Origin of the sequence: uncultured Lutibacter sp., assembly GCF_937891065.1 — a bacterium.
In the GTDB taxonomy this organism is placed as follows: Bacteria; Bacteroidota; Bacteroidia; order Flavobacteriales; family Flavobacteriaceae; genus Lutibacter.
Genome location: NZ_CALAEQ010000049.1, coordinates 41,939 through 66,924 on the forward strand (window position 1 = coordinate 41,939; position 24,986 = coordinate 66,924).

22 protein-coding genes, 1 tRNA gene and 1 riboswitch are annotated in these 24,986 nt (G+C 31.0%); of the genes, 21 read left to right on the forward strand and 2 right to left on the reverse strand.

Features of this window, described 5'->3' with window-relative positions; all coding sequences use genetic code 11:
- The first annotated feature begins 42 nt into the window (after positions 1-42).
- From Q0352_RS03055 to Q0352_RS03155, 21 genes are all read left to right on the forward strand, one after another.
- On the forward strand, positions 43-1,212 hold the full coding sequence (locus Q0352_RS03055) for an aminotransferase class I/II-fold pyridoxal phosphate-dependent enzyme (protein WP_299523429.1): 1,170 nt from the start codon (positions 43-45) through the stop codon (positions 1,210-1,212).
- 124 nt (positions 1,213-1,336) lie between these two features.
- Positions 1,337-1,606, forward strand: coding sequence for a DUF2061 domain-containing protein (locus tag Q0352_RS03060; protein ID WP_299523432.1), 270 nt, complete (start codon positions 1,337-1,339; stop codon positions 1,604-1,606).
- A gap of 11 nt (positions 1,607-1,617) precedes the next feature.
- The gene (locus Q0352_RS03065) at positions 1,618-2,235 is read left to right on the forward strand and encodes a phosphoadenosine phosphosulfate reductase family protein (protein WP_299523435.1); all 618 of its coding nucleotides are present in this window, start codon (positions 1,618-1,620) and stop codon (positions 2,233-2,235) included.
- 11 nt (positions 2,236-2,246) lie between these two features.
- Complete coding sequence (gene cysD, locus Q0352_RS03070; RefSeq protein ID WP_299523439.1) at positions 2,247-3,146, forward strand: sulfate adenylyltransferase subunit CysD; 900 nt, start codon at positions 2,247-2,249, stop codon at positions 3,144-3,146.
- 95 nt (positions 3,147-3,241) lie between these two features.
- Positions 3,242-4,489 carry a GTP-binding protein gene (locus Q0352_RS03075; protein WP_299523442.1) on the forward strand — a complete coding sequence of 416 codons (1,248 nt, stop codon included), beginning with the start codon at positions 3,242-3,244 and terminating at the stop codon, positions 4,487-4,489.
- 96 nt (positions 4,490-4,585) lie between these two features.
- Positions 4,586-6,676 carry a HEPN domain-containing protein gene (locus Q0352_RS03080; protein ID WP_299523445.1) on the forward strand — a complete coding sequence of 697 codons (2,091 nt, stop codon included), beginning with the start codon at positions 4,586-4,588 and terminating at the stop codon, positions 6,674-6,676.
- The gene (gene cobA / locus Q0352_RS03085) at positions 6,666-7,439 is read left to right on the forward strand and encodes a uroporphyrinogen-III C-methyltransferase (protein WP_299523448.1); all 774 of its coding nucleotides are present in this window, start codon (positions 6,666-6,668) and stop codon (positions 7,437-7,439) included. Before Q0352_RS03080 ends, cobA begins: the two co-directional genes overlap by 11 nt.
- 129 nt (positions 7,440-7,568) lie before the next feature.
- Complete coding sequence (locus Q0352_RS03090; protein WP_299523451.1) at positions 7,569-8,138, forward strand: bifunctional precorrin-2 dehydrogenase/sirohydrochlorin ferrochelatase; 570 nt, start codon at positions 7,569-7,571, stop codon at positions 8,136-8,138.
- An 80-nt stretch (positions 8,139-8,218) separates the two neighbouring features.
- Positions 8,219-8,323: riboswitch (SAM riboswitch) on the forward strand.
- Between the two features lie 57 nt (positions 8,324-8,380).
- Complete coding sequence (locus Q0352_RS03095) at positions 8,381-9,382, forward strand: homocysteine S-methyltransferase family protein (protein ID WP_299523454.1); 1,002 nt, start codon at positions 8,381-8,383, stop codon at positions 9,380-9,382.
- Between the two features lie 65 nt (positions 9,383-9,447).
- Positions 9,448-12,126, forward strand: coding sequence for a methionine synthase (metH, locus tag Q0352_RS03100; protein ID WP_299523457.1), 2,679 nt, complete (start codon positions 9,448-9,450; stop codon positions 12,124-12,126).
- A 204-nt stretch (positions 12,127-12,330) separates the two neighbouring features.
- Positions 12,331-13,287, forward strand: a complete 957-nt coding sequence (metF, locus tag Q0352_RS03105) for a methylenetetrahydrofolate reductase [NAD(P)H] (RefSeq protein WP_299523460.1) — start codon at positions 12,331-12,333, stop codon at positions 13,285-13,287.
- A 117-nt stretch (positions 13,288-13,404) separates the two neighbouring features.
- The gene (locus tag Q0352_RS03110) at positions 13,405-14,757 is read left to right on the forward strand and encodes a Gfo/Idh/MocA family oxidoreductase (protein ID WP_299523463.1); all 1,353 of its coding nucleotides are present in this window, start codon (positions 13,405-13,407) and stop codon (positions 14,755-14,757) included.
- 119 nt (positions 14,758-14,876) lie between these two features.
- Entirely contained in the window at positions 14,877-15,194 is a 318-nt protein-coding gene (gene trxA, locus Q0352_RS03115) for a thioredoxin (protein ID WP_299523467.1), read from the forward strand.
- A gap of 92 nt (positions 15,195-15,286) precedes the next feature.
- Positions 15,287-16,210 (forward strand): DUF58 domain-containing protein, encoded by a 924-nt coding sequence (locus Q0352_RS03120; protein WP_299523470.1) that lies wholly within the window; start codon positions 15,287-15,289, stop codon positions 16,208-16,210.
- Positions 16,211-16,274: 64 nt separating this feature from the next.
- Positions 16,275-16,348 (forward strand) — tRNA-Asp (locus Q0352_RS03125).
- Positions 16,349-16,582: 234 nt separating this feature from the next.
- Positions 16,583-17,800 carry a site-specific integrase gene (locus Q0352_RS03130; protein WP_299523473.1) on the forward strand — a complete coding sequence of 406 codons (1,218 nt, stop codon included), beginning with the start codon at positions 16,583-16,585 and terminating at the stop codon, positions 17,798-17,800.
- A gap of 102 nt (positions 17,801-17,902) precedes the next feature.
- A complete protein-coding gene (locus Q0352_RS03135; protein WP_299523476.1) occupies positions 17,903-19,339 on the forward strand; it encodes a hypothetical protein in 1,437 nt (478 codons plus the stop codon).
- Positions 19,340-19,405: 66 nt separating this feature from the next.
- The gene (locus Q0352_RS03140; protein ID WP_299523479.1) at positions 19,406-19,699 is read left to right on the forward strand and encodes a helix-turn-helix domain-containing protein; all 294 of its coding nucleotides are present in this window, start codon (positions 19,406-19,408) and stop codon (positions 19,697-19,699) included.
- A gap of 10 nt (positions 19,700-19,709) precedes the next feature.
- Positions 19,710-20,474 (forward strand): DUF5131 family protein, encoded by a 765-nt coding sequence (locus Q0352_RS03145; RefSeq protein ID WP_299523483.1) that lies wholly within the window; start codon positions 19,710-19,712, stop codon positions 20,472-20,474.
- 75 nt (positions 20,475-20,549) lie between these two features.
- Complete coding sequence (locus Q0352_RS03150; RefSeq protein WP_299523486.1) at positions 20,550-20,933, forward strand: hypothetical protein; 384 nt, start codon at positions 20,550-20,552, stop codon at positions 20,931-20,933.
- Between the two features lie 29 nt (positions 20,934-20,962).
- The gene (locus Q0352_RS03155; RefSeq protein WP_299523489.1) at positions 20,963-22,039 is read left to right on the forward strand and encodes an AAA family ATPase; all 1,077 of its coding nucleotides are present in this window, start codon (positions 20,963-20,965) and stop codon (positions 22,037-22,039) included.
- Positions 22,040-22,800: 761 nt separating this feature from the next.
- Here the strand turns inward: Q0352_RS03155 and Q0352_RS03160 are convergent.
- Positions 22,801-23,787 (reverse strand): aldose epimerase family protein, encoded by a 987-nt coding sequence (locus tag Q0352_RS03160; RefSeq protein ID WP_299523495.1) that lies wholly within the window; start codon positions 23,785-23,787, stop codon positions 22,801-22,803.
- Positions 23,788-23,821: 34 nt separating this feature from the next.
- A complete protein-coding gene (galE, locus tag Q0352_RS03165) occupies positions 23,822-24,844 on the reverse strand; it encodes a UDP-glucose 4-epimerase GalE (protein WP_299523492.1) in 1,023 nt (340 codons plus the stop codon).
- Positions 24,845-24,986 lie beyond the last annotated feature (142 nt).

Below are 24,986 nucleotides of genomic sequence, written 5' to 3' on the forward strand. Positions count from 1 at the left end.
ATTCAGGGTTTAATTATAAAAAATAAAGATAAAAACAAGATTATGAGTAGTAAACATTTTGAAACAGACGCAATTAGAAATCAATTAGAACGCTCACAGTTTCAAGAACATTCAACGCCATTATACCTTACTTCAAGTTTTGTATTTGATGATGCTGAAGAAATGAGAGCGGCATTTACTGAAGAAAATCAGCGAAATATTTATTCTCGTTTTAGTAATCCGAACACCACTGAATTTATTGAAAAAGTGGTTCAAATGGAAGGAGCTGAAGATGGGTACGCATTTGCAACAGGAATGGCTGCAGTTTTTTCAACATTTGCAGCTTTGTTAAATAGTGGAGATCATATAGTTTCAGCACGTTCTGTCTTTGGTTCAACGCATACCCTATTTACTAAATATTTTCCAAAATGGAATATTGAAACTTCATATTTTGATATCAATAAACCTGAAGAAATAGAAAGTTTAATTCAACCTTCAACAAAAATTTTATATGCAGAATCTCCTACCAATCCAGGTGTAGATATTATTGATTTAGAATTGTTAGGTGAGATTGCTAAGAAGCACAATTTATTATTAATAATAGACAATTGTTTTGCAACACCTTACATTCAACAACCAATTAAGTTTGGTGCGGATTTGGTGATACATTCTGCTACAAAATTAATGGATGGACAAGGGCGTGTTTTAGGAGGAGTAGTAGTTGGTAAATCTGATTTAGTACGTGAAATTTATTTGTTTTCTCGAAATACGGGTCCGGCATTGTCACCTTTTAACGCTTGGGTTTTGTCAAAAAGTTTAGAAACTTTAGCTGTTAGAGTTGAAAAACATTGTGAAAATGCTCTAAAATTAGCTAAATTTTTAGAAAATCATGCGAAAGTCTCAAAAGTAAAATATCCATTTTTAAAATCTCATCCACAGTTTGAAATAGCTAAAAAGCAAATGAAGCTAGGTGGAAATATTATTGCAATTGAAGTAAAAGGAGGATTGGAAGCTGGTAAAAACTTTTTAGATGCAATTAAAATGTGTTCATTATCAGCTAATTTGGGTGATACAAGAACAATAGTAACGCACCCAGCATCTACAACGCATAGTAAATTGTCAATGAAAGAACAATTAGCAGCAGGAATAACACCTGGCTTGGTAAGAATTTCTGTAGGCTTAGAACATATTTCTGATATAATTGAAGATATCAAACAAGCTTTAATTAATTAATTAATTTAAAATTCATTAAAAATTAAATTTAAAAATTAAATTTCTTTAATTTTTAAAGCCTACTGAATAGGTAGGGTAATAAAAAATTGGTATTTTTGGCATCATAAAAAAGAGTTAATAGTATATGATATTAGATCAAATTTTTACTTCAAATAAAAACAAATCTGAAAAAAGTTTTCAAGAAATTAAAAACTCAGATAAAGCAACACGAAGTATTGTTAAAGCAATAAGCTGGAGAATATTAGGCACAATTGATACTATTGTAATTTCTTGGTTCGTAACGGGTGAAATTACAGTGGCATTATCAATTGGTTTGATTGAAGTTATAACTAAAATGATACTTTACTTTTTCCATGAAAGAATTTGGAATTTAGTAAAGTGGGGAAAACACTAAACCTAAAGAGTATGAAAAATCTAAATATAGAAGATTTAAATAAAGAATTAAAAGATAAAACACCTCAGCAAATTATTGAGTGGGCTCTTAGTATTGCTAAAAATCCATTGGTTACAACAAATTTCAGACCTTATGAAGTTGCAATTTTACATGCCTGTACACACGTTGATGAAAATTTAAAAGTAATTTGGTGCGATACGGGTTATAATACACCACAAACATATGCTCATGCAAATGAATTAATAGATCGCTTAGGGCTAAATGTTCATTTATATGTGCCAAAACAAACTGCGGCTCATAGAGATGCTACTATTGGAATTCCTCAAATTGAAGATCCAAAGCACGCTATTTTTACGGATCAGGTAAAATTAGAACCTTTCAATAGAGCAATGCAAGAACAAAAACCAGATGTTTGGTTCACTAATTTAAGAAAAGGGCAAACAGCTTTTAGAAGTAGCATAGATATTGTTTCAATGAGTAAAGATGGATTGTTAAAAGTAAGTCCTTTTTACCACTGGTCTGATGAACAGTTAGATGAATATTTAGTCCAAAATAATTTACCAAATGAGTTTACTTATTTTGACCCAACAAAAGTATTAGAGAACAGAGAATGTGGTTTACATTCCTAAAACTATAAAAAATGACAGAGAAATTACACATAAATGCATTGGAGAATGAAGCAATTTATATTTTTAGAGAAGTTGCTGCTCAATTCGAAAAACCAGTACTATTATTTTCTGGAGGAAAGGATTCTATAACATTGGTTAGATTGGCCCAAAAAGCATTTTATCCAGCGAAAATCCCGTTTCCATTAATGCACATTGATACCGGACATAATTTCCCTGAAACAATTGAATTTCGTGATCGATTGGTTGAAGAATTAGGTGTTGAATTGATTGTTAGAAATGTACAAGATAGTATAGATCAAGGAAAAGTGAAAGAAGAGTCTGGAAGATATTCAAGTAGAAATATGTTGCAAACAACAACACTTTTAGATGCTATTGAAGAATTTAAATTTGATGCTTGTATTGGTGGTGCTCGTAGAGATGAAGAAAAAGCAAGAGCAAAAGAACGTATTTTTTCTGTACGTGATGATTTTGGACAGTGGGATGAAAAAAACCAACGTCCAGAATTATTTGATATGCTAAATGGAAATATTGATTTAGGTCAAAATGTACGAGTTTTTCCAATTTCAAATTGGACAGAATTAGATGTTTGGACATATATTGAAAATGAAGATTTGGAGATTCCTTCCATTTATTTTGCTCATAAACGAGACATATTTGTTCGTGATGGACTTATTTGGTCGGCATCAGAACACGTATATAAAGATGATGAAGAATTAGTTGAAGAAAGAATGGTTCGCTTTAGAACAGTTGGAGATATGAGTTGTACTGCTGCAGTAGATTCTTATGCCTTAAGCATAAGTGAAGTAGTGGCAGAAATTAGAGATTCAAGTATTTCAGAACGTGGAGCAAGAATTGATGATAAACGATCTGAAGCTGCTATGGAAAAACGTAAACAGCAAGGGTACTTTTAGAAAATTGATGATTAAAAATTAACAATGAATAATGTCACACTGAGCTTGTCGAAGTGTTTGTCATAAAATTAATAATAAAAAAACAAACAACCGAAATGGAAGTTTTAAAAATAGCAACAGCAGGAAGTGTAGATGATGGTAAAAGTACTTTAATAGGAAGGCTATTATACGATACAAAATCATTAACAGATGATAAATTGAAAGCTATTGAGCGCAGTAGCAAACAAAAAGGGTATGACTATTTAGATTTTTCTTTAGCAACAGATGGTTTAGTAGCAGAGCGTGAGCAAGGAATTACTATTGATGTAGCTCATATTTATTTTTCAACAGCTACAAGAAGTTATATTATTGCAGATACTCCTGGGCATGTAGAGTATACCAGAAACATGGTTACAGGCGCTTCAACATCGCAAGCGGCAATTATTTTAATTGATGCACGTCATGGTGTAATTGAGCAGACCTATCGTCACTTTTTTATCAATAATTTGTTGAGGATTAAAAATGTAATTGTAGCAGTAAATAAAATGGATTTAGTTGATTTTTCTGAGGAAAGATACAATGAAATTAAAGCTGATTTTCAGAAATTAGTTGAAAAAAGCGAATATGAAGATCAGCATATTGCATTCATTCCAGTAAGCGCCTTAAAAGGTGATAATGTTGTGAAAAAATCTGATAGTATGTCTTGGTATAAAGGAGAAACTTTACTTTCTCATTTAGAAAAATTAGATACAAATGATATTTACAATACTGGAAAAATGCGTTTTCCAGTACAATTTGTGATTCGTCCAAAAACTGAAGAATTTCATGATTATAGAGGTTATGCAGGTAAAGTTTATGGAGGTGATATAAAAGTTGGAGATGAAGTTGTAGTACTTCCTTCGCAAACCAAAACAAAAATTAAAGAGATTTACTTTAATGATAAAAAATACGAGAGCGCATCTCGAAGATCATCTATATCTGTAATTTTAGAGAACGATGTAAATGTAAGTAGAGGTGATATGATTGTGAAAATTAATGAATTGCCTAAAGTTGAAAAGCAATTTACAGCAACGGTTTCTTGGATGGATGCAATGCAATTGGTTGCAGGTTCAAAATATGTATTGCAGCATGGAGTTCATAAAGTTTTAGCAAAAGTAACTGCTATAAATCATAAAATTGAAACCGATTTTTCTGGTGTCGAAAATAATGTGTCAGCATTAAATATGAACGACATAGCTTCCGTTTCATTTCAATTAAATAAACCAATTTTCTTCGATTCATTTAAAGAAAACAGAACAAATGGGGCGTTTATTTTGATAGATGTCCAATCCAATAATACTGCTGGAGTAGGTTTTATTGAGTAATTAAAACACTAAAAATCAAAAACATATAATTTAAAACAGCTCATAATTCCTTATGGGCTAGGGAAACTATTACTACTAACTAAAAAATAAAATAACATGCAAAGCTTTAGAAGCGAGATCGAAAATCCGATCGTCGAAAGGGATATTATTGACCTAGAAAAAAAGATAAGTTTATTTTACGAAGGCAAAATTGATGAAGCAAGATTCAGAAGTTTACGTTTAGCACGTGGAGTTTATGGGCAACGTCAATTTGGAGTTCAAATGATTCGTATTAAATTACCTTATGGTAAATTAACTAGTGAACAACTGCATAGAATTGCCAATGTTTCCGATGAATATTCTAGAGGAAGATTGCACATAACTACACGGCAAGATATTCAAATTCACCATGTAAGTTTAGATAGAACTCCTGAACTTTGGGCTGAATTAGAAAAAGATGATATTACGTTACGTGAAGCTTGTGGAAACGCAGTTAGAAACGTAACTGCAAGTGAAACCGCAGGAATTGATAAAGAAGAACCTTTTGATGTTTCGCCTTATGCACATGCTGTTTTTGAATTCTTTTTAAGAAACCCTATTTGTCAGGAATTAGGAAGGAAATTCAAAATTTCATTTTCAGGTTCAGATAAAGATACAGCACTTAGTTTTATGCACGATTTAGGTTTTATAGCCAAAATTAAAAATGGAGAAGTTGGTTTTAAAATAATGATTGGTGGAGGTTTAGGTTCACAAGCAAGATTAGCAGATGTGTTATTTGAATTTGTAGCAGCTGATAAAATTATTCCAATAACCGAAGCTGTTTTGCGTGTATTCGATAGATTTGGAGAACGTTCAAAAAGAGCAAAAGCCAGATTGAAATTTTTAATAAAAGATATTGGTTTTAATGCTTTTGTAAAACTTGTTGAAGAAGAACAAAAAGCACTGTCAGTAACTTCATTTCCAATTGATACAACAGCCTTTGATGCAGAAATAGAGGTGTCTCATGTTGAAATCCCTTCAGTGACTATTGAAGATGCTAAAGCATTTGAACTGTGGAAATCTACCAATGTAATTGAACAAAAACAAGCAGGTTTAAGTGCCATTGGTATTAAAGTACACTTGGGAGATTTTTACACTGATAAAGCAAGAATTTTAGCTGATTTGGTAAAAAAATATGCAGGAAATGAAATTCGTTTATCATTACGTCAAAACATATTAATTCGTCATGTAAAAAACGAATTACTACCATTTTTTTATGTTGAATTACAAAAATTAGGATTTGTTGATGTGGGTTATGAAAGTACTTTGGATATTACTTCTTGTCCGGGAACAGATACTTGTAACTTAGGAATTGCAAGTAGTACAGGGGTTACGGCTGAGTTAGAGGGAGTGTTAAAAAGTGAGTTTCCTCAGTATGCCAATAATAAAGAAATTACTATTAAAATTAGTGGTTGTATGAATTCTTGTGGACAACATACTATGGCTCATATTGGTTTTCAGGGAATGTCAATTAAATCAGGAAATTATGTTGCTCCGGCATTACAAGTGTTGTTGGGTGGTAGTATTTTAGGAAATGGTGCTGGAAGAATTGCAGATAAAGTATTGAAAATACCAAGTAAAAGAGGGCCTCAGGCATTGCGTGCAATTTTAAATGATTTTGAAGCGAATGATGTTTCTGGTGAAACATTCATAAATTATTATGACCGTAAAGGAGAGAAATATTTTTATGATTTATTGAAACCATTGTCAGATACTACTAATTTAGAGCAAAGTGATTTTATTGATTGGGGAAGCGATGAAGCTTATGAAAAAGCAGTTGGTGTTGGAGAATGTGCAGGTGTGGTTATCGATTTAATTGCAACATTGTTGTTAGAAAGTGAAGAAAAATTAGAAAATGCTTCAGAATCTTTAAAATTAAATCAGTTTTCAGATAGTATTTATTATGCCTATTCAAGTATTGTAAATACGGCAAAGGCATTGTTAACTTTTGAAGGGAAGAAAACAAATACACATGTTGGAATAATTTCTCAGTTTGATGAAGTTTTTGCTTCTGAAATTGAATTAGATGTTCCTTTTTCTGATTTTATTTATCAAATTAAAAATAATGAACCTACTCTAGAGTTTGCTCAGAAATATTTGACTGATGCTCAATTATTTTATAAAAAAGTAGCTACTTACAGAGCTAATAGTATTACTGATGAAAAATAATATAAAACCAAAAGTAACGCTAATTGGCGCAGGTCCTGGTGATCCAGATTTAATTACTGTGAAAGGAGTAAAAGCACTTAAAAATGCAGATGTTGTTTTGTACGATGCTTTAGTTAATAGAGAATTATTAACATATGCGCCAACTGCAAAATTAATTTTTGTTGGAAAAAAAAAGGGTTTACATAGCTATTCTCAGGATGAAATTAATGAGTTGATTGTAAAAAGTTCTTTTGAATATAGAAATGCGGTTCGCTTAAAAGGTGGTGATCCATTTATATTTGGAAGAGGTTCAGAAGAAATAGATTATATTGAATCTTTTGGAATTGAAACCGAAGTTATTTCTGGAATTTCATCATCAATGGCAGTGCCTGCAAGCCAAGGTATTTCTTTAACTAAAAGAGGAGTTTCTGAAAGTTTTTGGGTAATTACAGGGACAACTTCAGAAAGGAAACTTTCTACAGATGTGTATTTGGCGGCACAATCAACCGCAACTGTTGTTATTTTGATGGGAATGAGTAAACTTTCTAAAATTGTTTCAATATTCAAAAAGTTTAATAAAAATGAATTGCCAACGGCTATCATTCAAAACGGAACTACTAAAAACGAGAAATTAGCTTTAGGAACTATCAGTACTATTGAAGAGGTTGTTGCTCAAAAACAATTATCGTCACCTGCTATTATTGTAATTGGCGAAGTAGTAAAAGAAAGTTCAAAATTACGTTCATTTTACGAGAGTTTGAATTTGGTAGAAAATCAATTTTAGTAAACTAATAAGTTGAAAAGAACGTCATGCTGAACTTGTTTCAGCATCTCATCCTTCTGATTACTTATGAAAGTGTGACTCTGAACCAAGTTCAGAGTCACGAAAAGGTTAATTAAATTAAAATTATTTATGAATCAAAACGAATTATATCCAATATTTTTAAAAGTTGCGCAGTTAAATGTGTTAATAGTTGGAGGTGGAAATGTAGGACTCGAGAAACTAACTTTTTTGTTAAAATCGAGTCCAAATGCTAAGGTAACAATTGTAGCTCCAGATTTTCATCACGAGTTAATAAAATTGGCTAAAAAACACGCTGTTGAAATTATAGAAGAATCATATCAAGTTTCTTATTTGGAAGGGAAACATGTGGTAATTGCAACTACTAATATTATTGATGTAAATATTCAAGTTTATAAAGATTGTAAAGATCGGCATATTTTGGTAAATGTAGCTGATAATCCACCTTACTGCGATTTTTATATGGGTGGAATAGTAACTAAAGGAAATGTAAAAATAGCAATTTCAACAAATGGTAAATCTCCAACATTAGCAAAAAGATTGCGTCAGTTTTTTGAGGAAGTAATTCCAGATAACATTGATGAACTGGCGGAAAATTTAAATAAATTCAGAAATACAATTAAAGGAGATTTTTCAAACAAGGTAACACAGTTAAATAAATTAACCGAAAAACTACTTTAGTGTATTATAAAAATGAATGGTTGTTTGTAATTCAAAAGAATATGCCGTTTCTTTGCACAAAGTTCATAAACATAGTTAATTAGTTATTAAGAAAGGCAGAGGGAATAGACCTATTGAAGCCTTAGCAACCCTTTAAAGCTAAAGAAGGTGCTACGTTCTACCGCAATTTTGTGGGAAAATAACACCTGCTTTTAAAGTAATTCTACTTAATAACTTCCAAATGTTTATGCTAAATTTTAAAAATGGAAGACATCAGAAATATATTAAAAAATAAAATCCTAGTGCTTGATGGCGCTATGGGAACTATGATTCAGCAGTATAAATTTACTGAAGAAGATTATAGAGGTGAAAAATTTAAAGATTTTCATATTTCTGTAAAAGGAAATAATGATATGCTTTCTATAACTCAGCCTGAAGCTATTAAAACTATTCACGGAAAATATTTAGAAGCAGGAGCTGATATTATTGAAACCAACACTTTCTCTAGTACAACTATTGCAATGGCAGATTATGAAATGGAAGAGTTTGTATATGAGTTGAATTTTGAATCTGCTAAAATAGCAAAAGAAGTAGCACTAGAATTCACATTAAAAAATCCAGATCAACCTCGTTATGTTGCTGGTTCAATGGGACCAACAAATAGAACTGCAAGTATGTCTCCTGATGTGAATGATCCTGGTTTTAGAGCGGTTACTTTTGATAATTTAAGAGTTGCATACAAGCAGCAAGCCGAAGCTTTAATTGATGGTGGAGTTGATGTTTTATTGGTTGAAACTGTTTTTGACACGTTAAATGCAAAAGCAGCATTATTTGCTATTGAAGAAATTAAAGCTGAAAGAAATATTGATATTCCAATAATGTTAAGCGGTACAATTACTGATGCAAGCGGAAGAACTTTATCTGGTCAAACGGCAGAAGCATTTTTAATATCAGTTTCTCACATTCCATTGTTAACAGTTGGATTTAATTGTGCTTTGGGAGCAAGTCAGTTAACACCTCATCTAGAAGTATTGGCACAAAAATCTGATTTAAGAATTTCGGCACATCCAAATGCAGGATTACCAAATGCTTTTGGTGAATATGATGAAACTCCAGAAATAATGGCCAATCAAATTAAAGAATATTTAGATAAAAGTTTAATAAATATTATTGGTGGCTGTTGCGGAACTACACCAGCACATATAAATGCAATTGCTGATTTGGTTAAAGATTATAAGCCAAGGTTGGTTGAGTCAGAAATTTAATTTTTAAGAATTTCAAAAATGTAACACTGAGCTTGTTGAAGTGTTTAGAATCTCATTTGAATATAATGAATAAAGAAAAAAAATATTTAAAACTTTCAGGTTTAGAACCATTAATAATTACTCCGGAAAGTAATTTTATCAATGTTGGTGAACGAACCAATGTAGCAGGTTCTCGTAAGTTTTTACGATTAATTAAAGAAGAAAAATTTGATGAAGCTTTAGCTATTGCTCGTCATCAGGTTGAAGGAGGTGCGCAAATTATCGATATAAATATGGATGATGGTTTGTTAGACGGAAAGGAATCAATGGTTCGTTTTATGAACTTAATTGCTGCCGAACCTGATATTGCACGTGTTCCAATTATGATTGATAGTTCTAAATGGGAAATTATTGAAGCAGGTTTGCAAGTTGCACAAGGTAAATGCGTTGTGAATTCTATTTCTTTAAAAGAAGGTGAAGCACAATTTATTGAGCACGCAAGAAAAATAAAAATGTATGGCGCTGCAGTTATAGTGATGGCTTTTGATGAGGTTGGGCAAGCTGATAATTATGAACGTAGATTAGAAATAGCAAAACGTTCGTATGACGTTTTAGTGAATAAAGTAAAATTTCCTTCAGAAGATATTATTTTCGATTTAAATATTTTTCCAGTAGCAACAGGAATGGATGAGCACAGAAGAAATGCCATCGATTTTATTGAAGCAACACGTTGGGTAAGAACAAACTTACCAAATGTAAGTGTAAGTGGTGGTGTTAGTAATGTTTCGTTTTCTTTTAGAGGAAATAATACAGTGCGTGAAGCAATGCATTCTGTTTTTTTATACCACGCTATAAAAGCAGGGATGAATATTGGAATTGTAAATCCATCAATGTTAGAAGTTTATGATGAAATTCCAAAAGATTTATTAGTACATGTTGAAGATGTAATTTTAGATAGAAGAGAAGATTCAACCGAACGATTATTGACTTTTGCTGAAACTGTTATAAGTTCAGTAAAGGAACATAAAGTCGATTTGGCTTGGCGAGAAAAATCAGTACAAGACAGAATTACCCATGCGTTAGTTAAAGGTTTAGATGAATTTATTTTGGAAGATATAGAAGAAGCTAGAATAAATGCTTCGCAACCAATTGAAGTTATTGAAATTAATTTAATGACTGGAATGAATGTGGTTGGGGATTTATTTGGTTCAGGAAAAATGTTTTTGCCTCAAGTGGTAAAATCGGCACGTGTAATGAAAAAAGCAGTTGCTCATTTGTTACCATTTATTGAAGCTGAAAAAAATGGTGTAAGTCAGGCGAATGGTAAAATACTTTTAGCAACCGTAAAAGGAGATGTACACGATATTGGTAAAAATATTGTGAGCGTAGTTCTAGCTTGTAATAATTACGATATTATTGATTTAGGAGTGATGGTTTCTCCACAAAGAATTATTGAGACTGCCAAAGCTGAAAATGTTGATGTCATTGGATTAAGTGGTTTAATTACACCGTCATTAGATGAAATGGTGTATTTAGCAAAAGAAATGGAGCGTTTAAATTTTGAAGTTCCTTTAATAATTGGAGGTGCAACAACTTCAAAAGCGCATACTGCGGTAAAAATTGATCCACAATATAAAAATGCAGTGGTTTATGTACTTGACGCTTCAAGAGCTGTTACAGTAGTTAGTAATTTATTAAATAAAGGAACAAATCAGCAATATATAGGAGCTATAAAAGAAGATTATGTGAAGGTTAGGGAAGGATTTTTAAATCGTTCTAAACGAAAAGAATTCCTATCATTGGCAGAAGCAAGAAACAATAAATTTAAAATTGATTGGGATGCTACAAAAATCTCAACACCAAATTATATTGGAACACAAGTTTTTGAAGATTTTGATTTAACAAAATTAGTAGATTATATAGATTGGAGCCCGTTTTTTAGAACTTGGGAATTGGCTGGGAAATACCCAGCAATTTTAACAGATGAAGTTGTAGGTTCAGCAGCAACAAATTTATTTAATGATGCTAAATTATTATTAGCCAGAATACTTGATGAGAAATTATTAACTGCAAAAGCTGTTTTCGGAATTTTCCCTGCAAACTCTGTGAATGATGATATTGAAGTGTACGCAGATTCAACTAGAAAAGATGTAAATGTTAAGTTTGTAACTTTACGTCAGCAATTAAAAAAGAAAGAAGGAATTCCTTCAATTGCATTAGCCGATTTTATTGCTCCAAAAGAAACAGGGATTAATGATTATTTAGGTTCGTTTTGTGTATCTACAGGATTTGGAACAGCTGAATTGGCTGCGGAATTTGAAAAAGACCACGATGATTATAATTCTATTATGATTAAAGCATTGGCAGATAGATTGGCGGAAGCTTTTGCTGAATATTTGCATGAAAAAGTCAGAAAAGAATATTGGGGATATGATTCTGAAGAAGGTCTTTCAAATCAAGAGTTAATAAAAGAAAGCTATAAAGGAATTAGACCCGCACCGGGTTATCCAGCTTGCCCAGATCATACAGAAAAACGGACAATTTGGGAGTTACTAAGTGTGAAAGAAACTATTGGAGTGGAATTAACTGATAGCTTAGCTATGTGGCCTGCAGCATCTGTTTCAGGTTATTATTTTGGAAATGAAAAGGCTAAATATTTTGGTTTAGGAAAAATTACAGAGGAACAAGTTAAAGATTTTGCAGAGCGAAAAAACATGAGTTTAGAGGAAGCAAAAAAATGGTTAAATCCTAACTTAGCAGAATAAGAATCAATAATTAGAAATTTTAACTGTGAATAAGCGTTAGCGATTGAAGTGATATCCTTTTTTGAAGTGAAATGGAGAAAAAGATTTAACGGAAAGCGCGACCTGAAAGGGAACGCCCAATAACTAAAAATGTAAAGTAAGAGTTCATTGTTTTAACAATAATTACAAGAATTAAGAGATGAACTTTTAAGCAATAAATAAAAAATGAAAGTAACAGAACATATAAAACAGGCCAACGGAAAAACATTATTTTCATTTGAAATTATACCGCCACAAAAGGGGCAAAATATACAGGAATTGTATAATAATATTGATCCTTTAATGGAGTTTAAACCTCCTTTTATTGATGTAACCACATCTAGAGAAGAATATGTTTATATTTCAAAAGAAAACGGACTTTTAGAACAAAAAATGACACGAATGCGCCCGGGAACTGTTGGTATTTGTGCGTCTTTGAAATATAAATACAACGTAGATGCTATTCCTCACGTATTGTGTGGTGGTTTTACCAAAGAGGAAACAGAATATGTGTTGCTTGATTGTCATTATTTAGGCTTGGATAATTTGATGGCTTTGCGCGGTGATGCTATGAAACAAGAGCAGTTTTTTTCAGCGACTAAAGATGGTCATAAATTCGCATCAGAATTGGTTACTCAAATTAAAAATTTGAATAGCGGGAAATATCTGCACGAAATAATTGAAACACCTTATAATTCTGATTTCTGTATTGGAGTTGCTGGTTATCCTGAAAAACATTTAGAAGCTCCAAGTATGGATGCTGATTTGCGAAGATTAAAAGAAAAGGTAGATGCAGGTGCTGATTATGTGGTTACTCAAATGTTTTTTGATAATAATAAATATTTTGATTTTGTGACAAAAGCTAGAGCTATTGGGATTACAGTTCCAATTATTCCAGGAATAAAACCTATTGCAATAAAGAGACATCTTCAAGTGCTTCCACAGATTTTTAAATTAGATTTACCAGAAACGCTAATTTTGGAAGTTGAAAGTTGTAAAGATAATGAACAAGTAAGACAAGTTGGTGTAGAATGGGCTATTGAACAATCTAAAGAATTAATAGCGCAAGGAGCTCCTGTAGTTCATTTTTATTCTATGGGAAAATCAGAAAATATTAAATCTATAGCTTCAGCAGTTTTTTAAAATTACTTTTCTATTTGCTTAAAAATTAAATTAATATATTTGAATAGAGTTAAATAATACGAAATTTAACTCTTACTTTAAATTAATAAATATTAATGCTTAATAAGCAAATTCAGTATGAACTCAAGAAGAAATTTTATTAAGAAATCAGCAATAGTTGGAGCAGGAATTGCAGTTGTGCCAAATATGACTTTCGCTATGGAAAATAGTTCTGACAAATTAAGAGTCGGAATGATTGGCGTAGGTTTAAGAGGTACAAATCATTTGAATAATGTACTAAATAGAAACGATGTTTTAGTCACTGCAATATGTGATATTGATCCCAAAAGAATTTCAATTGCTTTAGATTTATTAGAAAAGTCAGGACAACATAAACCAGCAGTTTTCGGAAATAATGACTATGATTACAGGAATCTTTTAGCGCTTAAAAATGTTGATGCCGTAATAATTTCTACACCTTGGCTTTGGCATACACGTATGGCAAAAGATGCTATGTTAGCTGGGAAATACACTGGACTAGAAGTTTCTGCAGCTAATACTATGGAAGAATGTTGGGATTTAGTAAATACGCACGAACAAACCGGAACACATTTAATGATTTTAGAAAATGTGAATTACAGAAGAGATATTTTGGCCGTACTAAATATGGTGAAACAAGATGTGTTTGGAGAGTTAGTTCATTTTAGATGTGGTTACCAACACGATCTTCGTTTTGTAAAATTGAATGATGGAAAAACGGCTTACGGAAAAGGAGTTGAATTTGGAGAAAAAGGAATCTCAGAATCTGTTTGGAGAACACAACATTCATTGTTAAGAAATGCAGATGTATATCCAACTCACGGTGTAGGTCCAATTGCCACTATGTGTGATATAAATAGAGGAAACCGTTTTTTGTCCATCACTTCTAATGCAAGCAAGGGAATTGGATTGCATGATTATATCGTTAAAAATGGAGGAGCAGACCATCCGAATGCAAAGCTAAAATTTAAACAAGGCGATGTAATTACTTCTACTATTGAAACAGCCAATGGAGAAACTATAATTGTAACACATGATTGTAATTTACCAAGGCCTTATTCTTTAGGGTTTAGAGTTCAGGGATCAAATGGTTTATGGGAAGTAGACGGAAATAGAATATATATAGAAGGGCAATCTGATCCACATAGATGGGATGAAGCTGACGAGTGGTTAAAAAAGTATGACCACCCTCTTTGGAAAAAATATGGAGAATTGGCAACAGGTGCTGGTCATGGAGGAATGGATTATTTTGTTATCAATGCTTTTGTTGAATCTGCAAAACTAAATATTGCACCACCATTAGATGTTTATGATGCTGCTGCTTGGAGTGCGGTTACACCTCTTTCTGAATTATCGATTGAAAATAATGGAGAGCCACAAAATTTCCCTGATTTTACGAGAGGAAATTGGATTAAGCGAAAACCATATAATTGGATGAAAGACACCTATTAATAAAATTACTTTTACCAATAGACTCATAAATAAAAGTAATGTACTTAAATAGATATGGCAAATTATTTGTTTACTTTTGTAATATAAAATATAGAAATTAATAATTAAAAAAATAGAGTATGGCATTAGAAGTAACAGACGCAACTTTTGACGAAGTAGTTTTAAAATCAGACAAACCAGTTATGGTTGATTTTTGGGCAGCATGGTGTGGACCTTGTAGAATGGTTGCTCCAATAATGGATCAATTAACTACAGAGTTTGAAGGAAAAGCAGTAATAACTAAGGTTGACGTTGATGCAAATCAAGAATTTGCGGCAAAATACGGAGTAAGAAATATTCCAACAGTTTTAGTATTTAAAAATGGTGAGGTTGTTGAAAAGCAAGTAGGTGTAGCTCCAAAATCTGTTTATGAAGAAAAAATAAATGCACATTTATAAAATATATCTTTCAAGATAATTTTAAAGGCTTAACATATTGTTAAGCCTTTTCTTTTTTTTAATAGTATATTTACGAGTGTTAAAAAGCAAAAATGAGCCCGTTATTAGTTAAAAATATTTCTGAATTAAACAACCTGGAATTGTTAGCAAATCAGGTAGTTGAAGGATTTATTACGGGGATGCATAAAAGCCCTTTTCACGGTTTTTCAGTTGAATTTGCGGAACACAGATTGTATAATAAAGGAGAGAGCACTAGACATATAGATTGGAAATTATATGCCAAAACTAAGAAGCTATTTGTAAAACGTTACGAAGAGGAAACCAATTTAAGATGCCATTTAATTATTGATAATTCAGCATCTATGCACTATCCAATAGTTAAAAACCCTTCCATAGATAATTTAACAAAGATTGCTTTCTCAACAATAGCTTCAGCAGCATTAATGGAAATATTAAAGCGTCAGAGAGACGCTGTAGGCCTAAGTATTTACAGTGATAAGGATGATTATTATGCGCCAACAAAAGGAAGTGACAGGCATAGAAGGATGTTATTGGCTCAATTAACAGAGTTACTAAAGAATACTTCTAAGGCTTCTACTGAAACTTATACAATTCTACATGAAATTGCAGAAAAAATTCATAGAAGGTCGTTAATTTTTTTGTTTACAGATATGTTTCAGGAATCCAAAAATGAAAATGAGCTATTTGAAGCCTTACGTCATTTAAAATATAATAAACATGAGGTTGTTTTGTTTCATACATATGATGGAAAATTAGAATTAAACTTTGATTTTGATAATTCACCAAAGAAATTTGTTGATGTTGAAACCGGTGAAGAAATAAATTTATATGCTGAATCTGTAAAGAAACAATACAAAGTTGAGGTAGAAAATTATTTTAATGATTTGAAAATGAAATGTATGCAGTATAAGATTGATTATGTTCCTGTAGATATTAATAAAGGGTTTCATCAAATATTAGTTTCGTATTTAATTAGTAGAAAAAGATTTTTGTAAAAACATTAAAAAAAGCTTTGTATATATAAAAAACACTATTATATTTGCATCCGCTAAGAGCAACGGTCTGGTAGTTCAGCTGGTTAGAATACCTGCCTGTCACGCAGGGGGTCGCGGGTTCGAGTCCCGTCCAGACCGCTTTTCAAAAAGTAAATCAAAGAAATTTGATGAAAGCCCCTTTAAAATGGGGCTTTTTTTATTTTATATTGTTTCCTATTTCTTTTCAATTCTTCACATTGCGAGTGTCTTATACGGAGGACTTTTAATGTCAATTTTAGTTCCACCTATTTAGGTTTTTATGCACTGGTTTTCAGTGTTTTTCACAGTAAAATTTAAATGTTTTGCTATAATTTTAACCTTAAATATTTTAGTATGAAAAGAGCAACATTTAGTATTTTATTTTTTATCAAAAAAAGCAAGTTATTAAAAGATCAAACCGCACCAATTTATATGCGTGTTACGGTAAATGGAAAACGATCTGAAGTTTCTATTAAAAGAAGTATACCTCCAAGACTTTGGGATGCTTCTAGGAATAAAGCAAAAGGAAATTCTAAAGAAAATAAAAAATTGAACGATTACCTTTCAAGTATCAGAGGACAACTTTTTATGCATCAGCAGGAACTTCAAGAAAGTAATAAATCAGTTTCTCCTAAATCGTTGACAAATGCATTTTTAGGAGTTGGAGAGGAAATGTGGACTCTAATTGAATTGTTCCAGGATCACAATACTAAAATGAAACAATTAGTAGGCAGTGAATATGCTCCATTAACATTACAACGTTATAAGTCAGCATTAAAACATATTAAAACCTTTTGCCAGACTGAGTATAAAAATCTAAATCTTCCTTTAGCAGAAGTTGATAATAAGTTCATCACGCGTTTTGAGTTTTATTTAAAAACCAAAGCCAAATGCCAACACAATTCAGCAATGAAACATATTAAAGCTTTAAAGAAGATTATCAATCTAGCGATGGCCAATGATTATATTAGAAAAAATCCATTCAGAAGCTATAAGATAACTCAGAAAACGGTAGAGCGAGAGTGTCTTTCGCAAGGTGAATTAAATAAGTTGATGGAAAAAGAATTTTCTATTGAAAGAATTGCAATCGTAAGAGATTTATTTCTATTTCAATGCTACACAGGTTTATCATATAAAGATTTAGAAAAACTTTCTGAAAACCATATCCAAATTGGAATAGATGGTCGTAAATGGATAGTCATTAATAGAACAAAAACGGGTGTACAATGCAGGATTCCATTGTTGCCAATAGCTGCTCAAATTTTAGATAAATACAAAAATCATATTTCTGCACAAGTAAAAAACGTGTTGTTACCTGTACCAAGCAATCAAAAAATGAATGCCTATTTAAAAGAAGTAGCAGACCTGTGCGGAATTCATAAAAGTTTGCATAGCCACTTAGGAAGACACACCTTTGCTAGTACTGTAACACTTTCTCAAGGCGTGCCAATGGAAACAGTTTCCAAACTTTTAGGTCATAAAAAAATAGCAACCACTCAAATTTACTCTAAAGTATCTGATGCTAAAACAAGTGTAGATATGGCTTTTCTAAGTGATAAAACTGCAATGTAGTTTTAAAAAATAGTACTTTTGGATTTAGATACGTTACTTCGCATTGTAGTGTGTCTTTTTTGTCTGACATTTTAATAATGCACTCCTAAGTAACTATCTATTGTGAGTAAAGAAATTATATTAGAAAGTTTTAAAAACTTGTTATATGAACTAAGTTCAATTAATGATATATATAATAAATCTAAAAAAGAAGAACTACAAAAAGCACTTAAAAATGCAGATGATCTTATTTTTCTGAATCATAGTAGTTTTAGTACATTTTATGAATGTGTAAATGAATATATATGCTCAGGATATAAACCATATTCTACTAATATATTTAATAAAACCATATTGGGTCCAGATATTAAAAAGAGAATACCCTTAGTTGAAGTAAAAGTAATTTACAATCAGTTAATTAAGTTAATAGAAGATGAAATGTCTAGTGGCCTTATAGATACGAATGCTGCTATTAAGAATGACAATCAATTAGGTGCAGAAAAAGTGATATTGTCTAGTATTACAGGTGTAAATGACGAAATTGTTGAGTTGCATAAAGCTTTAAGTATAAATGCACTTTCTAAAGCTAAACTTCAAATAAAAACAGATAGATATGTAAAGGAAATAGTTTCATTGATTAACAGCGTGTTGCTAAATGATATATATAGAATTTTTGAGAAGCGTAAAATTAATGAAGAAGTGCTGCTTGAAATTTTCCGTTTAAATCCTAAGCCTAAAAATGATTACATTCAAAAGTGGGTAGATTGTACGGTAGCTCCCAATGAAATCAAAAGGTTTAAAACTATAGATTATTGGGCAGAAATTATGGAGTTTGAGTTGGATGATGATGAAATTCAAAAAATTGAGGTTCATCAGAAAAAAACATTTTTAGAAGGGGTTAAGTTAAAATTGGATTTAGAAATTAATAAATTAAATAGTTTGCCAAATAAACTTTTTATTGTTGAGCAAAACAAAAACCTTTTAGAAAAATTCTTTATTGGAAATGCAACAAATGAAGATGAAGTTAGGCTAAAAAAAATATTCAATTTTAATGATTCAGCTGAAGTGTTATTAGCGTATGATAATGTTCTCAATGAAAAAGTTGGTTTTGATCAATTTACCATTTTCAGTAAAAATGGTGGTTATTCGTCAATATTTATTGCAGCTTTCTTTATGCTTTATCTTGAAAGTATAAAAAGTGACACAAAAGATACAGGAAGTGAACAGCAAACTTTTAATTCTATCCTTCCTGATATTGAAAGTAGGAAATTTGTAATGAAAACACTTGAAGACTTGAGAATTACTGTAGATGGAAAATCTGTTTTAACACCAAGAAAAAAAGGTGCACTAAGGGGAGTTGTGGAGGCTTTGAGAGAGAAATTGATTATTCCAAATATTGGTTTAGCATTACTTTGTAATTTAATAGCTGAAGAAATTCAATTAGAATTAAAATCAGAATTAGACGCTTCAAATATTTCAGAAAAATATAAAAAAGAAGCACTAGAATACATAAAAAACAACCCATTTCACCAAAATACTTCCATTATAAGGGTTTTATAAGGGTGACCTAATAGCTACCCGTCAATCATGCAACCTTGCAGTATAATATTAAATAAATATACCAATATGGAAGTAATTATTTTAAGTGTAGAACAATTCACTAAAATCGAAAATAGTATAGAAGAACTAAAGAAGAAAATAGAAGGAAGCCAAAAGTCACCAAAAATCACATTTCTAGACAATCAAGAATTTATTCAACTTATGAATATTAGCAAACGTACCGCCCAAACCTGGAGAGACAATAGCGTTATACCCTTTTCGCAGATTGGCAATAAAATCTATTACAAAATTAGTAATGTAGAGATGCTTTTAGAAAAGAATTCTCATAATGCTTTCAGGAATGAAAGAAAACAATCTTAATTGTCAGGTTATGAGTAAATCAACTATAGAATGGACTAACACCACATGGAACCCAGTAACAGGATGTGATAAAGTATCCCAGGGATGTAAATATTGTTACGCAGAAATAATGTCCAAAAGGCTTCAGGCAATGGGAGTAAAAAAATATAAAGACAATTTTAAAGTTAGGGAACACCCAGAGACACTTAAAGAACCTTCCACTTGGAAAAAACCAAGATTGGTATTCGTAAACTCGATGAGCGATTTATTTCATAAAGAAGTTTCTACAGACTTTATTAAGCAAGTTTTTAAAGTGATGAACGAAAACCCCAAACACACCTTTCAAGTATTAACAAAACGAGCAGACAGGTTATTGGAACTAAGTTCAGAGATAAATTGGACACCAAATATTTGGATGGGTGTTTCTGTTGAAAATGAGGATGTATTAGAACGAGTAGATTATTTAAAGCAAACTGGAGCGCAAATTAAGTTTTTATCTATTGAACCATTATTGGGGCCTGTTGATGATTTAAATCTTAATGGTATTAACTGGGTAATAGTTGGTGGTGAAAGTGGACCAAAATCAAGACCAATGAAAGTTGAGTGGGTAAACCAAATACACAAAAAGTGCACTGAAGTTGGTGCACCATTCTTTTTCAAACAATGGGGTACCTGGGGATCTGATGGTATAAAACGAAGTAAAAAAACCAATGGAAGGCTTTTAAATGGTAGAACTTATGATGAAATTGAAACAACAGCTGCTAACTATTTATTAACTAACAAATTAAAAAAGTAAGCTATGAGCAATATATTTAACAACTTTATACGAACAAATAAATTTAATAACGCAAATAGGTACATTTTGATAAAGATGGAATCAAAATTAGATAAAATCTTAGAGATGATCCACGATAAAACTAACCCTGACAAAATTTTTATTGACGAAGAAACTTATACTCAAGTAATAATTCATATAGAGGGAATTGATAAGCTTTGGCATACTATAAAAAACCATTCTGAAAATATGAAATATGTTTATGACACTCTAATACAAATTGAAGATTTAATAAACATTAATATTAGACATTTTGACAACAAAACTTTTAATAGTGATATTAGTGCTCCTTATCCAGCAGTTGGTCGAACCTTTAGAGATGGTAAACCTTATATTTATTTAGATAAAATGAATTCATCTTCTAAAACAGATACAGATAGCGTGTTAAAAGGGGCTGAAAATAAAAAGGGTTTAGTATGAAAAAAAACATAACAAACCCTAAAAATCTTTTGGAACAAAGACAAGGGCAAGATACAAAATTAATTTCAAAGTTTGAAGATTTAAGTACACCTGAAACAGTTACAAATCATACTCAGAACACTCATGAGCAAGCTTCTAGTAAAAATTTATTTGTTGTTATGACTGCAAATCAATGGATTGATGAAGCAAAAAACAGACCCATTCCTAAAATGCTTTTTAGTGAATTTTGGTTTGAGGGTGAAATATGCATTCTCTTTGCAGACACTAATTTAGGAAAGTCAATTCTTGCAGTTCAAATAGGCGACAGCATAAGTACTGGAGAGCAAATTAAAGGTTTCAAATTAGAAGCATTAGGGCAATCGGTGCTATACTTCGACTTTGAACTATCCGACAAGCAATTTCAAAATAGATATTCAATAGACTATGTAGATGAATATAAATTCAGTCCGAATTTTAAAAGAGTAGAAATCAATCCAGAAGCAGATATACCAGCAAAGAAATCTTTTGAAGACTATCTTAATGATGAGCTAGAAAATGAAATAATTAGAACCAATACTAAGATTTTAATTATCGACAATCTCACATACTTGAGAAATGAAACCGAACAGGCAAAAAATGCACTTCCTTTAATGAAGCATTTAAAAGCCTTGAAAAAGAAGTATGACTTATCAATTTTAGTATTAGCTCACACACCAAAAAGAGACCTATCAAAACCAATTACAAGAAATGATTTAGCAGGTAGTAAAATGCTGATTAATTTCTGTGATAGTGTATTTACAATTGGAGAAAGTAGCAGCAATAAAAATATAAGATATTTAAAACAAATCAAGGCTCGTAATACTGAAATATTATATGATTCTGAAAATGTAATTGTTTGCCATATAGAAAAGCCAATCAATTTTCTAAAATTCATTTTAGTTGATCTAGGAACAGAGTTAGATCACCTAAAACAATTAACAAAAGAAGATAAAGAAAAGACAAAAATAGCAGTTTTAGAATTGACTGATAAAGGAGTTTCAAATGTCGAAATTGGCAAAAAATTAGGCATTCACGAGAGTACCGTACGAAAGTATAAAAAACAAAACATCTCATTATCAGATTATTAACTTTATATTTCGTATGATTCGTATACCTCGTACACTATACGAGGTATACGAACTGTACGAATTGAACCCTAAAAACTCAGCTTACAAATCATTTATATCATTTGCTTCTTAAAAAATAATAAACTTTGCTTCGATATCCCTGGGATAGAATCTATACATTTTAGAGTCATTATTAATTTAAATTGTAGCTATAAAGAATTAGTCAATGTAAGCGATATAGATTTCTAAATACCATTTTTGATTTGTAGATAAAAACAGAGGAGTGTCCACACCACCCATAATTCGACCCCTAACGAAGGATATTGATTTTGAGACCATGTGGCTGCATAGCATTAAAGTCTTTGTTCAGTATCCTAATATTACCTCAAATGGATGTTTTGTCTTTGGTTTTTAGCTGATTTTTTCTCAGGTTTTGAGCATAAATAATCAATATTTAAGCTATAATATTCATTTTTTATCTTGTTTTTTTTTGATAGTTATACGAATCAAAATTTTCAGTTAAAATAGAATCACTATAAATTAGATTGAGAATGTAAACCTGGGGATATATTTATTAAATTAGACAGACCTAAAAATCCTATTAAAAATTGCTAGTTACATTAACTTAAATTTATCTCTGAATTTGTAATGATAAACAGTTTGTTTCTAATAGATATAACAAGTTAGCCATTTCTTGTAGCTTTTAAAAATCAATGATTCATTTAATATTAAAGCACTTACTTATTTCTATATTTCTTTACATTCCCTAGATAATTCATTTTTTAAATTACACTAAATTGAAATGTCGTTTCATTAATATATTCTTCCCCTGGTTTTAATATTGAAGTCGGAAATATTTTATTATTAGGCGCATCGGGAAAATTCTGTGTTTCAAAACAAATAGCTGAAAATTTAGAATAACTAACTCCATTTTTATAAGTCAAATCAGGTAATTTTACAGGTGTATAAACTACACCTGCAGGTTGATTGGTATAAACTTCCATTTGTATTCCTTTTTTTGGGGACATTAATAAAGCTTTTAATCTTTCATCTCCAAAGACAAATGTATCATCAAAACCTTTAAAATCTCTTCTTCCAAGTAGTGACATTTTATTTCTATCAAAACGGGTGTTCAATGAATTTATCAATTCTCCTGAAGGAATTAATTGTTCATTTACCTCTAAATAATATGGACTATTAATTAATAATTTATGATCTAATATAGTGCCTTTTCCATCTAAATTAAAATAAGAATGATTGGTTAAATTGACGTGTGTTTCAGCATCTGATTTTGCTTTATATGTAATTTTAACTTCATTATCTTCGCTAAGCTGATAGGTTACAAAAGTTTTTAAATTCCCCGGATAGCCTTCCTCTAAATGTTCGCTGAAACAAGATAATGTTACTTGTGGGTTTCTTCCTTCATTTAAACTTACAACTTCCCAATATTTTTTATCAAGTCCAATTTTTCCACCATGTAAGTGAACACCATTTTCATGATGAATTGGATATACCTCATCATTAATTTTAAAGCATCCTCTAGAAATTCTACCAGCATATCTTCCAACTGAACTACCTAAATACAGCCCTTTTTCCAAATAAATCGGTTTAATATAATCTTCAGCAGATTCTAAACCAATAACTACATTTATGAGTTCTTTATTTTTATCGGGGACCATTAAGCTTATTATGGTAGCTCCAAAATTAGAAACTTGTAATTCTAACCCATTTGAATTTATGAGTTTTATTGCTATAATTTGTTGAACCATCACTTTTAATTAATTTTATAATACAATTTTCAAATTAACTGTTTCTTTTCTTTTCCCATTCCCAAGATGATTCTGTCATATCATCTAGTGTTAATATAGGATTCCAATTCAATTCTTCTTTTGCTTTAGAAGTACTTGCGTATAAAATTGGCACATCTCCTTCTCTTTTAGAGGCGAATGAATAATTTAATTTTTGTTTTGTTGTTTTCTCAAAAGAAGCTATTACATCTAAAACTGAGTAACCGATTCCTGTACCAATATTAAAAATTTCAAAATTCTCAAGTACTTCATTTCGTATCAATCTTTGAAGTGCCAAAACATGTGCTTTTGCAAGATCCACCACATGAATGTAGTCTCTTACGGCCGTACCATCTTTTGTTTTATAATCATTCCCAAATATTTTTAGCTCATCTCTAAGCCCTAAAGCTGTTTGTGTAATAAATGGCATTAAATTATTTGGAATACCAGTAGGAGTTTCGCCTAAATTACCTGAGCTGTGGGCTCCTATTGGGTTAAAATACCTTAATGATATTGCTTTAAAGTTTATTGATGCTTTTGAAAAATCTTCAATTATTTCTTCTCCAATTTTTTTGGTATTGCCATAAGGTGATGTAGGTCTTTTTGTTGTTGAATTTTCGTTTAACGGAAAACAATCTGGCAATCCATAAACGGTTGCTGATGAAGAGAATATTAAATTTCTTATTCCAAACCTATTCATACCTTCAAGAACATTTAACAATATATTTAAATTGTTATGATAATATTGAAGAGGCATTTTCACACTTTCTCCTACAGCTTTAAATGCAGCAAAATTAATTAATCCTACTGCATCCTTATTGCTTTCAAAAAAGATGGAAGTTTTGTTTTTATCTGTCAGGTCAATATTTTCAAATGTAGGTTTTACACCCGTTATACTTTTAATGCTATCTAAAACTGAAATATCTGAATTACTTAAATTATCAACGATAATTACCTCAAATCCTTCATTTATAAATTCCACAGCTGTATGCGAACCTATATATCCTGTACCACCTGTAATTATTATTTTATTTTTCATTTATTTATCATCTTTTATTTCCAGAAAACAGCATATAATGCTACTAACACAATCATTACTGCAAACGAACCAATGTTAAATAATGGGCTTGTTTTGAATAATTCTTTAGAAATTTCAATACCTTTTTCATCATCTTTTCCTT

Bases quoted from the DNA above. Each gene is read 5' to 3' on its own strand.
- Q0352_RS03145 (WP_299523483.1), top strand. From the start codon at position 19,710: ATGAGTAAATCAACTATAGAATGGACTAACACCACATGGAACCCAGTA.
- Q0352_RS03090 (WP_299523451.1), top strand. From the start codon at position 7,569: ATGAATCAAAACGAATTATATCCAATATTTTTAAAAGTTGCGCAGTTA.
- Q0352_RS03120 (WP_299523470.1), top strand. From the start codon at position 15,287: ATGAGCCCGTTATTAGTTAAAAATATTTCTGAATTAAACAACCTGGAA.
- cobA (WP_299523448.1), top strand. From the start codon at position 6,666: ATGAAAAATAATATAAAACCAAAAGTAACGCTAATTGGCGCAGGTCCT.
- Q0352_RS03150 (WP_299523486.1), top strand. From the start codon at position 20,550: ATGGAATCAAAATTAGATAAAATCTTAGAGATGATCCACGATAAAACT.
- galE (WP_299523492.1), bottom strand. From the start codon at position 24,844: ATGAAAAATAAAATAATAATTACAGGTGGTACAGGATATATAGGTTCG.
- trxA (WP_299523467.1), top strand. From the start codon at position 14,877: ATGGCATTAGAAGTAACAGACGCAACTTTTGACGAAGTAGTTTTAAAA.
- Q0352_RS03075 (WP_299523442.1), top strand. From the start codon at position 3,242: ATGGAAGTTTTAAAAATAGCAACAGCAGGAAGTGTAGATGATGGTAAA.
- Q0352_RS03080 (WP_299523445.1), top strand. From the start codon at position 4,586: ATGCAAAGCTTTAGAAGCGAGATCGAAAATCCGATCGTCGAAAGGGAT.
- Q0352_RS03130 (WP_299523473.1), top strand. From the start codon at position 16,583: ATGAAAAGAGCAACATTTAGTATTTTATTTTTTATCAAAAAAAGCAAG.
- Q0352_RS03110 (WP_299523463.1), top strand. From the start codon at position 13,405: ATGAACTCAAGAAGAAATTTTATTAAGAAATCAGCAATAGTTGGAGCA.
- cysD (WP_299523439.1), top strand. From the start codon at position 2,247: ATGACAGAGAAATTACACATAAATGCATTGGAGAATGAAGCAATTTAT.
- Q0352_RS03095 (WP_299523454.1), top strand. From the start codon at position 8,381: ATGGAAGACATCAGAAATATATTAAAAAATAAAATCCTAGTGCTTGAT.
- metH (WP_299523457.1), top strand. From the start codon at position 9,448: ATGAATAAAGAAAAAAAATATTTAAAACTTTCAGGTTTAGAACCATTA.
- Q0352_RS03060 (WP_299523432.1), top strand. From the start codon at position 1,337: ATGATATTAGATCAAATTTTTACTTCAAATAAAAACAAATCTGAAAAA.
- metF (WP_299523460.1), top strand. From the start codon at position 12,331: ATGAAAGTAACAGAACATATAAAACAGGCCAACGGAAAAACATTATTT.
- Q0352_RS03140 (WP_299523479.1), top strand. From the start codon at position 19,406: ATGGAAGTAATTATTTTAAGTGTAGAACAATTCACTAAAATCGAAAAT.
- Q0352_RS03160 (WP_299523495.1), bottom strand. From the start codon at position 23,787: ATGGTTCAACAAATTATAGCAATAAAACTCATAAATTCAAATGGGTTA.
- Q0352_RS03065 (WP_299523435.1), top strand. From the start codon at position 1,618: ATGAAAAATCTAAATATAGAAGATTTAAATAAAGAATTAAAAGATAAA.
- Q0352_RS03055 (WP_299523429.1), top strand. From the start codon at position 43: ATGAGTAGTAAACATTTTGAAACAGACGCAATTAGAAATCAATTAGAA.